Raw genomic sequence first — 15,537 nt, forward strand, 5'->3', positions numbered from 1 at the left:
ATATAAAATGATGAATAAAAAATAGCATCCTCTTATAAGAAAGAGGATGCTATTTGAATATTTCATAATTGTAAAGGCTATACTACAATTAGTCTTCGCGTTTTTTCACTTTTTTATAAAAGGAAATAAGTGGTTTGTAACGTTCATGTACAAGCCCAATTACTTCAGCAATGATTTCTGTAAAGAAGATTAAAACGAAAAGAAGAATAATGGATAACCATAATGTCGCACTAGAGAAAATGATTGCATTTACACTAAAGAAAATACCGAATGCGTATATAATTAGTACCGTTTTACGATGAGAGAAGCCCATTGCAAGTAAACGGTGATGTAAATGCGATTTATCTGGTGCTGAAATAGGTTTTTTATTTACGATACGACGGATAATTGCAAATGTCGTATCAAATACAGGTACGCCTAAAATAATAACTGGAACGATAAAGCTGAATAACGTTACACTTTTGTATAATCCAAGTAACGATATAACAGAAATACAGTATCCTAAAAATAGCGCGCCTGTATCTCCCATGAAAATTTTTGCTGGATGGAAGTTGTAGAATAAAAATCCAATTGTACTTGCTAATGTAATTAATGCTAGTGGTAAGATAATAGCGGCTCCAGTGCCCCATGGGCTAGTGAAGGCCATATATGCTAGCGTTGCAAGTACGATAGATGAAATACCAGCAGATAACCCATCTAAGCCATCAATTAAGTTGATTGCATTTGTAATACCTACAATCCAAAATACTGTAATTGGATAAGCAAGCCATCCAAGTTCAGTATCCCCGAGGATTGGGATATATAATACTTGCACTAATAATCCACTTTTTACAATCATCATGGCAACTAGTAGTTGTCCACCGAATTTTACCTTCGCAGATAACTCGTACATATCATCTAAAATACCGATGATTACAATGATAATCGCACCTAGCGTTATCGATAACATTCTTTGTTCGTATAAGCCGCCGACAACAAATCCTACAGCTACACCAATAAATATCGCTAACCCGCCAAGACGAGGCATAATCTTTTGATGCACTTTACGAGCGTTTGGCTTATCTGTTGCTCCTATTTTAAAAGCTAACTTAATAACTAAAGGAGTAACGACGAGTACAGTGATGAAAGATGCCAAGATGGCATAAATCACTTGTGAGTCCATTAATACCCCACCCTTTTATAGTCTAACGTAATTTTTTTTAATATATTTATCTGAAAATTATGATGTTTATTTACAGGCTCATAACATATGGTATCACAAAAAGATTAGAATTCAATCTTTTTTTCTTTGTGTGGTAAATGGAAGCGGATAGAATATATGACAATTGTATACAGAATGTTGAATCGTTTGAGAAGGTTAATTGTATTGGACTTTAGAATATGACATTTTCTCTTTTCTCGATAATGAATATTTTTATTTCAGTATTATAAGTGTTACACCTAGAAATGAGTAAGTTCCGTGTTAAAATGTGGGAATTTATCCGCATGAACGGGCAGTAAGGTTCGCACCTCAAAATTCAGTTGGAGAAAAGAAGTTAGGTGGGGATCTTAATTCCTGTAAAAGCCTGATTGGTTTAACTAATAATTAGTCGATGATGGATGCCCCTTACTGAATAAAGTTTCATTTTATATTCTTACATGTAATTTTACAAAAACTTAAAAAAGAATGGAAAAAGTAATTCATATAATAAAGAAGTAAAAGAGTTTTCTCATTTTTAATGTGAGAGGGGGAAGCACAGGGAGAATTCTATGTATTCGTATATTTTCTATTGTATATTCCTGTGCGAAAAGGAAATGAAAATTACGATAATAGGTACCGGATACGTTGGATTAATTACAGGAGTAGGATTGGCAATGTTAGGCCATTCAGTCACATGTTTTGATATAAATGATGAGAAAATTGAACGGATAAAGCAAGGAGATCTGCCTATTTATGAAGCGGGTTTATATGAATTAATAAATGATGCATGTGAGAATGATTGTTTAACTTTTACAACAAGTAGAGTAAAAGCATTTTACGATGCAGAATTTATATTTATTGCAGTTGGAACGCCATCTTTATTAGATGGGACAGCGGATTTAACATATATTCGAAGTGCTTGTGACGATATTGGAACATATGCGACGAATGACATTATTGTCGTTACGAAAAGTACGGTTCCTGTAGGTACAAATGATGTTATGAGGGGATGGATTGAGGAGAAATTACAAAATAGATATGAATTACATATCGTATCGAATCCGGAATTTTTACGGGAAGGTTCAGGGATTTACGATTTTTTTCAGGGAGATCGTATTGTAATTGGAGCAGATAATGAGGAAGCGGCACGAAAAGTGGAGAATTTGTATAGTGAATTACGCTTAAAAACGTATGTTACAAATATAAAAAGTGCAGAGATGATTAAATATGCATCGAATGCTTTTTTAGCGACAAAAATTAGTTTTATCAATGAAATTTCAAATATATGTGAGAAGGTAGGAGCCAATGTATTAGACGTTGCACAAGGGATGGGAATGGATAAGAGAATTGGAGCGTCTTTTTTAAATGCGGGCATTGGTTATGGGGGTTCGTGTTTTCCGAAAGATACGAAAGCCCTTGTGCAAATTGCAGGGAATGTGGCGCATGATTTTCGCTTGTTAAAAGCAGTCATTGAAGTGAATAATAAACAACAGTTGTTATTGATTGAGAAAGCGAAGAAAGTATTAAATATGAACAAGAAGCGGATTGCGGTGCTAGGAGCGGCATTTAAACCGAATACTGATGATATAAGAGACGCACCGTCCCTTATTATGATGCAAGAATTAATTCATATAGGTGCGGATGTAGTTCTATATGACCCAAAAGCGATTCCAAATATGAAAAATATCTTTGGAGAGACTATACAATATAGCGAATGTATAGATGAATCGATTAGAGGAGCGAGTGCGGCTTTTATCATGACAGAATGGGAGGCTATCCGAGCTTATCCGTTAGAAAAGTACGCACAACTTATGAGAGAACCTATTTTATTAGATGGAAGAAATTGTTATAATGTTGAGGATGTCAAGAAGCAAGAGATAGATTATTATTCGGTTGGAAGAGAAAGTATTTGTAAGAGGGACTTTTCCGTTATTCGTTAAAAAGGCATGTATTCATGTATATTCTTATATGTCATAATAGAAGTTGTAACTAGTGAAAGAAAAGAGGCAATGAAATGACTGAACGTTTAAAAGTAATGACAATTTTCGGGACACGTCCAGAAGCAATTAAAATGGCACCTCTTGTGTTAGAGTTGCAAAAACATCCAGAAAAAATTGAGTCGATTGTGACTGTAACAGCGCAACATCGTCAAATGTTAGACCAAGTATTAAGTATCTTTGGAATTACGCCAGATTTCGATTTGAATATTATGAAAGACCGCCAAACTTTAATTGATATTACAACGCGTGGTTTAGAAGGTTTGGATAAAGTAATGAAAGAAGCAAAGCCGGATATTGTACTTGTACATGGTGATACAACGACAACATTTATTGCAAGTTTAGCTGCTTTCTACAATCAAATTCCAGTAGGTCATGTTGAAGCAGGACTTCGTACATGGGATAAATATTCTCCATACCCAGAAGAGATGAATCGCCAATTAACAGGTGTCATGGCAGATCTTCATTTCTCACCTACAACAAAATCAGCAACGAACTTACAGAAAGAAAATAAAGATGAGTCACGCATTTTCATAACAGGAAATACAGCGATTGACGCACTAAAAACGACTGTAAAAGAAACATATAGTCATCCTGTACTAGAGAAACTTGGAAACGATCGTCTTGTACTTATGACAGCTCACCGCCGTGAAAACTTAGGAGAGCCAATGCGTAATATGTTCCGTGCAATTAAACGTCTTGTTGATAAGCATGAAGACGTACAAGTTGTGTATCCGGTTCATATGAACCCAGTTGTTCGTGAGACAGCGAATGATATTTTAGGCGATCATAGCCGTATTCATTTAATTGAGCCGCTAGATGTAATTGATTTCCACAATGTTGCAGCTCGTTCATACTTAATGTTAACTGATTCTGGTGGTGTACAAGAGGAAGCGCCGTCACTTGGTGTACCGGTTCTTGTTCTTCGTGATACAACAGAGCGCCCAGAAGGTATTGAAGCAGGTACATTGAAATTAGCAGGAACAGACGAAGAGACAATCTTTGGTCTTGCTGATGAGTTGTTATCAGATAAAGAAGCTCATGATAAGATGTCAAAAGCATCTAATCCTTACGGTGATGGCCGTGCATCAGAGCGCATTGTAGAAGCAATTTTACAACACTTTAATAAGTAAATAAAAAAGAGCCAAATCATATGCGATTTGGCTCTTTTTGTTATTGCTGATTTCTCATAATCCACTCTGCATGAGCATTCGTAGAAGGAGGTGGTTCAGTTGGTGTTTTGTTCTGATTCGTTTCTTTCTTTGCTTTTTCGTCAGAGTTAGAATTTGAAGAAGGATTTGATTCGGTTTTTGTAGTCGGATTTTCTTGAGTGTTTGCTGTTTCTCCTAATTCTTTTTTAATTTCGTTACGTACTGTCTCTACACCGATTGGATCTGGAAGGAAGTAATAAATACCACCTATTTTTTTGTCTTCTCCTTCAAGCTTGAATGTTTGCATTGTAGAAGGATCAAACCCAGAAAGTTTATTGTAAAGAGCAAGGCCATCTGAAATAGGAATGTCAGTTTTTATATATTTTCCAACTACTGCCGTTAAATCTTTAATTTTAAATACGGTAGAGGTGGAATTTAGTTTTTGAGCAACAGCAGCTAGTAGTTGTCTTTGTCTAGTAGCACGACCATAATCGCCATTTGGATCTTGCTTTCGCATACGAACGTAAGCGAGTGCTTCTTCACCATTTAATTCTTGTTGTCCTTGCTTAAATTCGATTTTTTTGTAGTAATCCACGTCTGAACGCTCCCAAAAATCGAAGGGGACATCAACAGTAACACCGCCAACAGCATCAACAATACCTTTAAATCCTTGGAAATCAATTTTAAGATAATGGTCTACAGGCACTTTTAGAAAACCTTCGACAGTTTTGATTGCCATTTCTTCTCCGCCGTAAGCGTGCGCAGCGTTAATTTTGTCCTCTTTGTTCTTACCAACAATTGGAACGCGACTATCACGAGGGATACTCATAAGCGAAATCTTTTTAGTTTTAGGATTGACGGTCGCAAACATTAATGAATCGGTACGACCGTTTTGACCGTCCGTTGCATAATCTTCTATACCCATAATGAGGAGTGTAAAAGGCTCCTTTGTAATTTCTACATCTTCGGTTCTCAAATCCGATTTTTCACGAGTAAAACCACTATACATCCCCATGAGAGAAGAGTAGGAATTTAATATATAAAGTCCTACACCACCAAATAAAAATACGAAAATAAGGAAGTAGAAAAACTTTCTTCTTCGTTTCTTTTTTATTCTGCTATTTTGGAGATGATAATAACGTTCTTCCATATATAATCTCCTTAGTTCATTTGTAGGAAAGTAATTCACTACATTAATCTTTAAAGGTGAGGATGTAGTTATTCTTAGATAACATTTTGTTCTAAGTACAACATATCTCCTTCTGTAATTGTACATTTCCCATTTGTTAACTCAATCATCCAATCTGTGAATGCTTGTTTTCCGTCTTCTTCTACATACGTATCAAATGTGACATTTTCGAGATAATGTATATCTTTAATGGCATATTTCGAATTACGTAATTCATTTTCAATTTTGCCAAGTAATGTGTAATCAATTTCGGTCTGCATAACACGCATCAGTTTTCGCTGAACAACACCGACATGATTAATGCCTTCGCTTGTACATTTTCCATATGCGCGAATTAATCCACCTGCGCCAAGTTTGATGCCACCAAAATAGCGTGTAACGACAACGACGGTATCTTTTAAACCGCGTTTTTTTAGTACCTCTAACATAGGTACGCCAGCTGTGCCGCTAGGTTCTCCATCATCATTTGCTTTTTGGATTTGATCTTGTTCGCCAATCAAATACGCAGAACAATTATGTGTGGCATTCCAATTTTGTTTTTTTATTTTTTGTATAAATTCTTGAGCTTCTGCTTCGGTTGTAGCTCTGCTAACATAACAAATAAATCTTGATTTTTGAATGACAATTTCGTGCTTACCGTAGTCTTTGATTGTTAAATATTGTAATAACACTCGTATACGCCCCTATCTACCAAAATGACTAGTACTTTACATTTTAAAAGCGAGCGTTTTTATATTCAAACATTTTTTATAAATAAGTTGAAATTTTTGGTGAGTATTTCACCTTTTTGTTGTAATTTGTCGAGATGGTAAGTATTATTTCAAATCGGCGTTTTCATGTATGGATGCACCATTTTTAGTTTTCGTGTAAACTTAGGGAATAAAAACTTTTTTATAAGGCAGGTACGCAAATGAAAACAGCTATTGTTACTGATAGTACAGCATATATACCGAAGCATATTCGTGATGAACTCAATATATATATGATTCCATTAAACGTTGTGTTTGGAACGGAATCTTATCAAGAAGAAGCTGAAATTTCAGTAGATGATTTCTATGTAAAAGTACGTGAGCAAGAAGAACTTCCGAAAACTTCTCAGCCAGCAATCGGAAAGTTTGTTGAGTTATTTGAAGAACTATCTAAGGATTATGATGCGGTTATTAGCATTCATCTTTCAAGTGGGATTAGTGGTACATATCAAACGGCAACGACAGCCGGGCAAATGGTAGAGGGTATTGATGTATATACGTACGACTCTGAAATTAGTTGTGAAGTACAAGGATTCTATGTACGTGAAGGTGCAAAGCTAGCAAGCGAAGGAAAAGATCCGAAAGAGATCGTTGCCCGTTTTGATGAAATGAAGAAAACGATGGACGCTTATTTTGTAGTGGATGATTTACATCATTTACAACGTGGAGGACGATTAAATAGTGCACAAGCTTTCATTGGTAGTTTGTTACAAGTGAAGCCCGTTTTATATTTTAGAGATAAAATCATTATTCCATTTGAAAAGATTCGTACACGTAAAAAAGCGTTAAAACGAATTGTTGAAATTTTTGATGAGCAAGCAAGTCAAGGTGTACCTATGGAAGCAGTTATCATTCATGCACAACGTGAAGAGGAAGCGAATGAATGGAAGGCAGAATTAGAAGCAAAATATCCTCATGTTACAATCCGCACAGGTTATTTCGGTGCTGTAATTGGTACGCATTTAGGTGAAGGTGCACTAGGTCTTGGATGGTATACGAAGTAATAAAATATAAAAAGCTCTCTTTTTGAAGAGGGTTTTTTTACGGATATTTTACGTGTAGTTGACAAGTTAATATTTGGAAATTATAAAATGTGCGTAAAATAAAATAATGAGGAAAGTTTTATAACTTACTTTTTACAAGAAACTATATTATAATAGAAGAGAGGTGAAACATATGGAGCATAATTCTTGTTTATGTCCAAAGTTTGAGTCAGCTTTTACTTTGCTTAGTAAAAAATGGACGGGCTTAATTATTAAATCTTTGCTTGAAGAGTCAAAACGTTTTAGAGAAATCGCAGATATTATACCGAATATGAGCGATCGTATGTTATCAGAGCGTTTAAAGGAATTGGAAAGCGAAGGCATTGTAGTTCGTAATGTTTATCCGGAAGTACCAGTTCGAATCGAGTACGGCTTAACTGAAAAAGGGAAAGCATTAGAAAGTGTTATGGATGAAGTCCAAAAGTGGGCTGAGCAGTGGATGAAATAACGTTTTGATTTCATTCGTATTAGTGTATGTAACAAAACGTAAGGGAAACCTTGCGTTTTTTCTTTGCTTATAAAAAGCTTTTAAAATTCTACACATATATACAAAAATATGCATATTTTGCGATAGAGTTACATATAATATTACATTTGTTTTACAATAGCGTAACATTAGCAAAAAAAATCCCGAATTATGGTATAAATTTTATAGGTTATATACGGAAAAAAGACAAAAGAAAGCGGTGTAAAAAATAAAATGAAAAAGCTAAAAATGGCATCTTGCGCATTAGTTGCAGGGTTAATGTTTTCAGGACTAACACCAAATGTATTTGCAGAAGATAAAATTTCTGACGTGAAATCACAAATTAATACACAAAATGACACTTTACATAAACAACAACAAGAACGTGATGTATTACAAAAACAAATGAATGACTTAAACAAAACAATTCAAGGTTTGGATAAATCTGTTCAAGAGAATGCTTCAAAACTTGATGAAACAACGAAAAAAGTTGCGGATACTGAGCAATTAATCGAAAATAAAAATAAAGATATTGCAGAACTACAAACGAAAATTGCAAAACGTGAAGAGTTATTAAGAAAACGTTTAGTTGCACTTCAAGAACAACCAAATACGAACGTTGTAACAGAAGTTCTTGTAAACTCTAAAAACGTTGCAGATTTAGTTGATCGTTTAACTTCTGTTTCTAAAATTCTTGAGTCTGACGAAGATATCATGAAAACACAACAAGAAGATCAAGCGAACGTGAAAAAAGATGTTGAAACGGTAAAAACAAAGCAAAAAGAATTAAAAGAAGCACAAGCTCAAATTGAAACTGCTAAGAAAGAACTTGACGCTGAAAAAGCGAAAAAATCAACAGCAGTAAATGATTTAAGCGGTAAAATGGATACAGTTGTAACTTCAATGACAAGTACGGAAAGTCAATTGAAAGATCTTGAAAAACAAGCACTACAATTACAACGTATTGCTGAACAAGAAGCACAAGAAAAAGCTGCACAAGAAGCTGCTGCTCAAAAACAAGCAGAACAAGCTGCTAAAGATGCGCAAGCGCCTACAGCACAAGCACCAGCAGAGCAAGCTGCACCTGCAGCACCAGCAAACAATGGTGGACAAGCTCAAAAAGAAGAGACTAAAAAGGAAGAACCTAAAAAAGAAGAACCTAAAAAAGAAGAACCTAAAAAAGAAGAGAAAAAAGCAGAACCAACACCAGGCCCAGCTCCAGCTCCTGGCGTAATTGGTAAAGCACAACAATACTTAGGTATGCCATATGTTTGGGGAAGTGCATCTCCATCAAACGGTGGTTTTGACTGTAGTGGATTTATTTCTTACGTCTTCGGTGTAGGACGTCAAGATGTTAATGGTTACTGGAATTCAGTTTCTAAAGTAAGTAGCCCACAACCTGGAGATTTAGTATTCTTCCAAGGTACTTATAAACCAGGTCCATCTCACATCGGTATTTACGTTGGTAATGGCCAAATGATTCATGCTGGTGATAAAGGGATTGCTTACGCTAGCTTAAGCAGTAGCTACAACCAAAAACATTTCTTAGGATACGGTAGATTCTAGGATTTATAAACGAATAAAACATGTGTATAAAGTCGATAGCTTACTATTTTATAAGTAGGTTATCGGCTTTTTTGATTTTTTACGAGATTATGAGAAGGGTTTATAGTAGTGATGGAGGTGGTTGCTGATGTTAGCAGGGAAACAGTTACTATTAGAGGAACTCTCTTCAGATTTACGGGATACATTACAAGATTTGAAAAAGAAGAGAGAGGTCGTATGTGTACAAGGTGTAAAAAAGAAAGCTTCTAAATATATGTGTCAGCGCTGCGGAAATATAGAGCAGCGATTATTTGCGTCATTTTTATGTAAAAGGTGCAGTAAAGTATGTACGTATTGCCGGAAGTGTATAACGATGGGAAGAGTTAGTGAATGTGCTGTACTCATTCGTGGGATCGCTGAAAGAAAAGGAGAAAAAGGTATAAATTCGTTACAGTGGAACGGGACCTTGTCTACTGGTCAGGATTTGGCAGCACAAGGTGTTATAGAAGCTATTAAGAAGAAAGACTCTTTTTTTATTTGGGCTGTGTGCGGGGCTGGAAAAACTGAAATGCTATTTTACGGTATGGAAGAGGCATTGCGAAAAGGAGAAAGGGTTTGTATCGCAACGCCAAGAACAGATGTTGTACTGGAATTAGCACCGAGATTACAAGAAGTGTTTCCACATATAAATGTAGCTGCTTTATACGGAGGGAGTGTAGACCGGGACAAAGATGCAGCGTTAGTCGTTGCAACTACGCATCAACTGTTACGTTACTATAGAGCGTTTCATGTCATGATTGTAGATGAGATAGATGCCTTCCCGTATTATGCGGATCAAATGTTGCAGTATGCAGTGCAACAAGCGATGAAAGAGAAAGCAGCGCGTATTTATTTAACTGCAACTCCAGATGAAAAGTGGAAGCGTAATTTCAGAAGCGGGAAACAAAAAGGTATCATTGTCTCTGGACGATACCATCGTCATCCGTTACCAGTTCCTCTATTTTGCTGGTGCGAAAATTGGAAGAAAAGTCTCCACCATAAAAGAATTCCTCGAGTGTTACTACAATGGTTAAAAATGTACGTAAGCAAAAAGTATCCCATTTTTTTATTTGTTCCTCATGTGCGATATATAGAAGAATTGAGCCTGATATTGAAAACTTTGGATCCTAGAATCGATGGTGTACATGCAGAAGATCCGATGAGAAAAGAAAAAGTAGCAGCTTTCAGAAAGGGAGAAATTCCGTTATTAGTTACAACGACAATTTTAGAGAGAGGAGTAACTGTGAAGAATTTACAAGTTGCGGTGTTAGGGGCGGAAGAAGAAATCTTTTCAGAAAGTGCGCTTGTACAAATTGCAGGCCGAGCAGGTCGTAGTTTTGAAGAACCTTATGGCGAGGTCGTTTATTTTCATTGCGGTAAGACAGAGGCGATGGTACGCGCGAAAAGGCATATTCAAAGTATGAACAAAAGGGCGAAAGAACAAGGATTAATCGATTAATGCATTGTCTACTTTGCGATGAGTATATGTTGGAAACAGTTAGTTGGTACACCTTCTTTGTAAAGTCTCACAAAAAATATATATGTGATAGGTGTGAGCGGAAACTTTCCTATATTATAGGAGAGATTTGCATGGAGTGTGGGCGACCTTTAGAGGACTTGACTTCCGAATATAAAGAAAATGATATTTGTGTGGATTGCGTAAGGTGGATAAATGAGGAGAATTATCGTCCTTTAAAAAATCGTTCTTTGCACGTGTACGATGATGAGATGAAAGAAATATTAGCACAGTTTAAGTTCCGGGGGGATGCGGAGTTGGTTCGTATTTTTCATCGATCCTTTCGGGAACTATTTCAAAAGTATTTTACGGATGTTTCAAGTGTTATTGCTGTTCCGCTTAGTAGGGAACGGGAATATGAACGTGGTTTTAATCAGGCAGAGTTATTAGCAGCTTGTTTGCCTGTCAAAATTTCTTATCCCTCATTAAGAAGAAGGGAAACAGAAAAGCAAAGTAAGAAGACACGTAAAGAAAGGCTTTCGGGAAGTAATCCTTTTTATTTTCAGGGAGAAGATATGTTTCATGATCAACATATCTTACTCGTTGATGATGTATATACGACAGGAATTACAGTTAGACAAATTGGAAGTCTTTTATACGATAGAGGAGCAAGGGAAGTTTCTAGTTTGACGCTTTGTAGAAGTTGATCTGTAACTGTCGAAAGGGATAATAAAAAGACGATAAGTCTTCTTTGACTTCGTAAGTTGTCATTCGTTATAGTCAAAGTATGGGGCGAATGCCCTGATTTTTAGAGTGAAGGGAATGGAATGAACATGCAAGGAAGAGTGAAATGGTTCAATGCAGAAAAGGGATTTGGGTTTATTGAGCGTGAAGATGGTGATGATGTGTTTGTTCATTTTTCTGCTATTCAACAAGATGGATATAAGTCATTAGAAGAAGGGCAACAAGTTGAGTTTGACATTGTAGATGGAGCACGTGGACCACAAGCAGCTAATGTTGTAAAACTGTAGGAATATTGTTTTTGGGAAGAGAGAGCTGCGTTTGTGGCAACGTTATATATATGGTAGAACCTCTTGTTTTTTGCAAGGGGTTTTTGTTATGAATCAAGTTGTCAAAAAGTTGTTTCTTTTCTGTAACGAATTGTCCACAGTTATATTCGTTATTCACGATGTTAATAGGATAAAATAAAGATAGAAACGATGCATCTTTTCATTTCAACAAAAAACGATAAAAAAATCGCAATTCCACTAATTTTTTTAAAAAAGTTAGAAGGAGTTTTTAAGCCAATGTCGAAATTATAGTACATAGGCTTGAAAGGAGGAATTCATCTATGAAATTCAACATTCGTGGTGAAAATATTGAAGTAACTCCAGCATTAAAGGAATATGTAGAGAAAAAACTAAGTAAGTTAGAGCGTTATTTTGATACATTCCCAGAGATTAAAGTTAATTTAAAAGTATACTCTGACAAGCAACGTGTCGAGGTAACAATTCCGTTTACTGATTTATTACTTCGTGCAGAAGAAACTAATAGCGATATGTACGCTGCTATCGATTTAGTAGTTGATAAACTTGAGCGACAAATTCGTAAACATAAAACAAAGGTAAATCGTAAGTTACGTGAGAAAGGTTCTATGAAAACGAACTTTATCCTTCCAGAAGCAGTAGCTGTTCTGGATGCGGTAGAAGAGGATGAATTAGAACTTGTACGTACAAAACGATTTGATTTAAAACCGATGGACGTTGAAGAAGCGATCCTACAAATGGATATGCTAGGACATAATTTCTTCGTCTTCACAAATGCTGATACAAATGAAACTAATGTTGTATACGGCCGTAAAGATGGGAAATATGGTTTAATCGAAACTAAATAATAATTCAAAAGCGCAGCCGAAATGGCTGCGCTTTTTTTGCTGAAAATAGATTTTTTTTAAAAGTTTTCTTAATTTAGAACGAGACATTCGGCCGATTGTTGTCATAGTTATAAGACAAGTGTTACAATTATCATTAGGTATATACAGTTTAGTTTTTTTAATTAGGAGAAAAATTGGCATAACATACATTTGATTTTTATAACGACTGATTGTAATAGAAAAAGAAAAAACAATCGGAAGTTTTATTTTAATAAAAAAGAGGAGCGTATTTCCTATGATCGGTATTTTAAAAAAGGTATTTGATGTAAATCAACGCCAAATTAAACGTATGCAGAAGACAGTTGAGCAAATTGATGCATTAGAATCATCTATTAAGCCACTAACAGATGAACAATTAAAAGGAAAGACGCTTGAATTTAAAGAACGTCTAACAAAAGGTGAGACAGTAGATGATCTACTTCCAGAAGCTTTTGCAGTTGTTCGCGAAGCTGCGACTCGTGTTCTTGGAATGCGTCCGTATGGCGTGCAGTTAATGGGTGGTATTGCCTTACATGAAGGGAATATCTCTGAGATGAAAACGGGTGAAGGTAAAACATTAACATCTACATTACCTGTATATTTAAATGCTTTAACAGGAAAAGGTGTTCACGTTGTTACAGTCAATGAATACTTAGCACAACGTGATGCGAGCGAAATGGGACAACTTCATGAGTTCCTAGGCTTAACAGTAGGAATTAACTTAAACAGCATGTCACGCGAAGAGAAACAAGAGGCTTATGCTGCTGATATTACGTATAGCACAAATAATGAGCTTGGATTCGATTACTTACGTGACAACATGGTTTTATATAGAGAACAGTGCGTTCAGCGTCCACTTCATTTTGCTATTATCGATGAAGTCGATTCTATTTTAGTCGATGAAGCACGTACGCCGCTTATTATTTCGGGACAAGCTCAAAAATCAACAGAGCTATACATGTTTGCAAATGCATTCGTTCGTACATTAGAAAATGAAAAAGAGTATTCATTTGATGTGAAAACGAAAAATGTAATGTTAACTGAAGATGGTATTACGAAAGCAGAGAAAGCTTTCCATATTGAAAACTTATTCGATTTAAAACATGTCGCACTTCTTCACCATATTAATCAGGCGCTTCGTGCACACGTTGTTATGCATCTTGATACAGATTATGTTGTACAAGAAGGCGAAATCGTAATTGTAGACCAATTCACTGGTCGTCTTATGAAAGGTCGTCGTTATAGCGAAGGTTTGCACCAAGCTATTGAAGCAAAAGAAGGCGTAGAAATTCAAAATGAAAGTATGACACTCGCAACAATTACGTTCCAGAACTATTTCCGTATGTATGAAAAGTTATCTGGTATGACTGGTACAGCGAAAACGGAAGAAGAAGAATTCCGTAGTATTTACAATATGAATGTTATCGTAATTCCAACGAATAAAGATATTATTCGTGATGACCGTGCTGATTTAATCTTCAAATCAATGGAAGGCAAATTCAATGCAGTTGTTGAGGATATTGTAAATCGTCATAAACAAGGGCAACCTATTCTTGTCGGTACAGTTGCAATTGAAACGTCAGAGCTTATTTCAAAAATGTTAACACGTAAAGGTGTACGCCATAACATTTTAAACGCGAAAAACCATGCGCGTGAAGCAGATATCATTGCAGAAGCTGGTATGAAAGGTGCTGTAACGATTGCGACGAATATGGCTGGTCGTGGTACGGATATTAAGCTTGGAGACGATATTAAAAACGTTGGTCTAGCAGTTATCGGTACAGAGCGTCACGAAAGCCGTCGTATTGATAATCAGTTACGTGGTCGTGCTGGTCGTCAAGGGGACCCTGGTGTAACGCAGTTCTACTTGTCTATGGAAGATGAACTAATGCGCCGATTCGGTTCTGACAATATGAAAGCGATGATGGATCGTCTTGGTATGGATGATTCACAGCCGATTGAAAGTAAAATGGTTTCTCGTGCGGTAGAATCTGCACAAAAACGTGTAGAAGGAAATAACTATGATGCACGTAAGCAGTTACTGCAGTACGATGATGTACTTCGTCAGCAACGTGAAGTTATTTACAAACAGCGTCAAGAAGTAATGGATTCTGAGAACTTACGCAGTATTATTGAAGGTATGATGAAATCTACAGTAGAACGTGCTGTTGCGCTTCATACACAAGAGGAAATTGAAGAAGATTGGAACATTAAAGGTCTTGTTGACTACTTAAATGCCAACCTTCTGCAAGAAGGCGATATAAAAGAAGAAGAGTTACGTCGTCTTGCTCCAGAGGAAATGAGCGAGCCAATTATCGCGAAATTAATAGAGCGTTACAACGACAAAGAAAAGCTTCTGCCAGAAGAGCAAATGCGTGAGTTCGAAAAAGTTGTTGTATTCCGTGTAGTAGATACGAAATGGACAGAGCATATTGATGCGATGGATCACCTTCGTGAAGGTATTCATTTACGTGCTTACGGTCAAATTGATCCACTTCGTGAGTATCAAATGGAAGGATTCGCAATGTTCGAGTCAATGATTGCTTCTATTGAAGAGGAAATTTCTCGTTATATTATGAAAGCTGAAATTGAACAAAACTTAGAGCGTCAAGAAGTTGTTCAAGGTGAAGCTGTTCATCCATCTAGCGATGGCGAAGAAGCGAAGAAAAAACCAGTTGTAAAAGGTGACCAAGTAGGCCGCAACGATTTATGTAAATGTGGTAGCGGTAAAAAATATAAAAACTGCTGTGGTATCGGGAAGTAATACAGGGCGGTAGCCCAGATTGCTTTGCAAAATTTTACATCAAAAA

At 36.2% G+C, this 15,537-nt stretch carries 13 protein-coding genes; 10 read left to right on the top strand and 3 right to left on the bottom strand.

What is annotated here, in order from left to right:
- Positions 1-88 precede the first annotated feature (88 nt).
- Positions 89-1,162: a glycosyltransferase family 4 protein gene (locus QCI46_RS01475; protein WP_000378314.1), complete on the bottom strand. Its 1,074-nt coding sequence runs from the start codon at positions 1,160-1,162 to the stop codon at positions 89-91.
- Between the two features lie 587 nt (positions 1,163-1,749).
- Between QCI46_RS01475 and QCI46_RS01480 the strand changes: the two genes are divergently transcribed.
- On the top strand, positions 1,750-3,120 hold the full coding sequence (locus tag QCI46_RS01480) for a UDP-glucose dehydrogenase family protein (RefSeq protein ID WP_353839449.1): 1,371 nt from the start codon (positions 1,750-1,752) through the stop codon (positions 3,118-3,120).
- 74 nt (positions 3,121-3,194) lie between these two features.
- Positions 3,195-4,310, top strand: coding sequence for a non-hydrolyzing UDP-N-acetylglucosamine 2-epimerase (gene wecB / locus QCI46_RS01485; RefSeq protein WP_000140139.1), 1,116 nt, complete (start codon positions 3,195-3,197; stop codon positions 4,308-4,310).
- Positions 4,311-4,350: 40 nt separating this feature from the next.
- On the opposite strand, the gene QCI46_RS01490 is transcribed toward wecB, so the two are convergent.
- Together QCI46_RS01490 and QCI46_RS01495 are read right to left on the bottom strand one after the other, a co-directional pair.
- Complete coding sequence (locus QCI46_RS01490; protein ID WP_353839450.1) at positions 4,351-5,478, bottom strand: LCP family protein; 1,128 nt, start codon at positions 5,476-5,478, stop codon at positions 4,351-4,353.
- Between the two features lie 74 nt (positions 5,479-5,552).
- Positions 5,553-6,188, bottom strand: a complete 636-nt coding sequence (locus QCI46_RS01495) for a YigZ family protein (protein WP_353839451.1) — start codon at positions 6,186-6,188, stop codon at positions 5,553-5,555.
- 239 nt (positions 6,189-6,427) lie between these two features.
- Here QCI46_RS01495 and QCI46_RS01500 point away from each other — a divergent pair, with 239 nt between their 5' ends.
- The 8 genes from QCI46_RS01500 (at position 6,428) to secA (ending at position 15,491) form a co-directional block, all read left to right on the top strand.
- Positions 6,428-7,270 carry a DegV family protein gene (locus QCI46_RS01500; protein WP_000844775.1) on the top strand — a complete coding sequence of 281 codons (843 nt, stop codon included), beginning with the start codon at positions 6,428-6,430 and terminating at the stop codon, positions 7,268-7,270.
- A 172-nt stretch (positions 7,271-7,442) separates the two neighbouring features.
- Positions 7,443-7,757, top strand: coding sequence for a winged helix-turn-helix transcriptional regulator (locus QCI46_RS01505; protein ID WP_088608300.1), 315 nt, complete (start codon positions 7,443-7,445; stop codon positions 7,755-7,757).
- Between the two features lie 252 nt (positions 7,758-8,009).
- The gene (locus tag QCI46_RS01510; protein WP_353839452.1) at positions 8,010-9,341 is read left to right on the top strand and encodes a C40 family peptidase; all 1,332 of its coding nucleotides are present in this window, start codon (positions 8,010-8,012) and stop codon (positions 9,339-9,341) included.
- A gap of 127 nt (positions 9,342-9,468) precedes the next feature.
- Positions 9,469-10,818, top strand: a complete 1,350-nt coding sequence (comFA, locus tag QCI46_RS01515; protein ID WP_353839453.1) for an ATP-dependent helicase ComFA — start codon at positions 9,469-9,471, stop codon at positions 10,816-10,818.
- Positions 10,818-11,522 carry a ComFC family protein gene (locus tag QCI46_RS01520; protein WP_353839454.1) on the top strand — a complete coding sequence of 235 codons (705 nt, stop codon included), beginning with the start codon at positions 10,818-10,820 and terminating at the stop codon, positions 11,520-11,522. Before comFA ends, QCI46_RS01520 begins: the two co-directional genes overlap by 1 nt.
- 126 nt (positions 11,523-11,648) lie before the next feature.
- Entirely contained in the window at positions 11,649-11,846 is a 198-nt protein-coding gene (gene cspC / locus QCI46_RS01525; RefSeq protein WP_001990088.1) for a cold shock protein CspC, read from the top strand.
- 320 nt (positions 11,847-12,166) lie between these two features.
- Positions 12,167-12,709: a ribosome hibernation-promoting factor, HPF/YfiA family gene (hpf, locus tag QCI46_RS01530; RefSeq protein ID WP_000671189.1), complete on the top strand. Its 543-nt coding sequence runs from the start codon at positions 12,167-12,169 to the stop codon at positions 12,707-12,709.
- A 274-nt stretch (positions 12,710-12,983) separates the two neighbouring features.
- Positions 12,984-15,491, top strand: coding sequence for a preprotein translocase subunit SecA (gene secA, locus QCI46_RS01535; RefSeq protein ID WP_048542521.1), 2,508 nt, complete (start codon positions 12,984-12,986; stop codon positions 15,489-15,491).
- Positions 15,492-15,537 lie beyond the last annotated feature (46 nt).

It is taken from the genome of Bacillus cereus group sp. RP32, assembly GCF_040459735.1.
Lineage (GTDB): Bacteria > Bacillota > Bacilli > Bacillales > Bacillaceae_G > Bacillus_A > Bacillus_A wiedmannii.

Excerpts from the sequence above, each read along its gene's own strand:
- QCI46_RS01520 (WP_353839454.1), top strand. The coding sequence starts at position 10,818 with ATGCATTGTCTACTTTGCGATGAGTATATGTTGGAAACAGTTAGTTGG.
- QCI46_RS01480 (WP_353839449.1), top strand. The coding sequence starts at position 1,750 with ATGTATTCGTATATTTTCTATTGTATATTCCTGTGCGAAAAGGAAATG.
- comFA (WP_353839453.1), top strand. The coding sequence starts at position 9,469 with ATGTTAGCAGGGAAACAGTTACTATTAGAGGAACTCTCTTCAGATTTA.
- wecB (WP_000140139.1), top strand. The coding sequence starts at position 3,195 with ATGACTGAACGTTTAAAAGTAATGACAATTTTCGGGACACGTCCAGAA.
- cspC (WP_001990088.1), top strand. The coding sequence starts at position 11,649 with ATGCAAGGAAGAGTGAAATGGTTCAATGCAGAAAAGGGATTTGGGTTT.
- hpf (WP_000671189.1), top strand. The coding sequence starts at position 12,167 with ATGAAATTCAACATTCGTGGTGAAAATATTGAAGTAACTCCAGCATTA.
- QCI46_RS01510 (WP_353839452.1), top strand. The coding sequence starts at position 8,010 with ATGAAAAAGCTAAAAATGGCATCTTGCGCATTAGTTGCAGGGTTAATG.
- secA (WP_048542521.1), top strand. The coding sequence starts at position 12,984 with ATGATCGGTATTTTAAAAAAGGTATTTGATGTAAATCAACGCCAAATT.
- QCI46_RS01490 (WP_353839450.1), bottom strand. The coding sequence starts at position 5,478 with ATGGAAGAACGTTATTATCATCTCCAAAATAGCAGAATAAAAAAGAAA.
- QCI46_RS01505 (WP_088608300.1), top strand. The coding sequence starts at position 7,443 with ATGGAGCATAATTCTTGTTTATGTCCAAAGTTTGAGTCAGCTTTTACT.
- QCI46_RS01475 (WP_000378314.1), bottom strand. The coding sequence starts at position 1,162 with ATGGACTCACAAGTGATTTATGCCATCTTGGCATCTTTCATCACTGTA.
- QCI46_RS01500 (WP_000844775.1), top strand. The coding sequence starts at position 6,428 with ATGAAAACAGCTATTGTTACTGATAGTACAGCATATATACCGAAGCAT.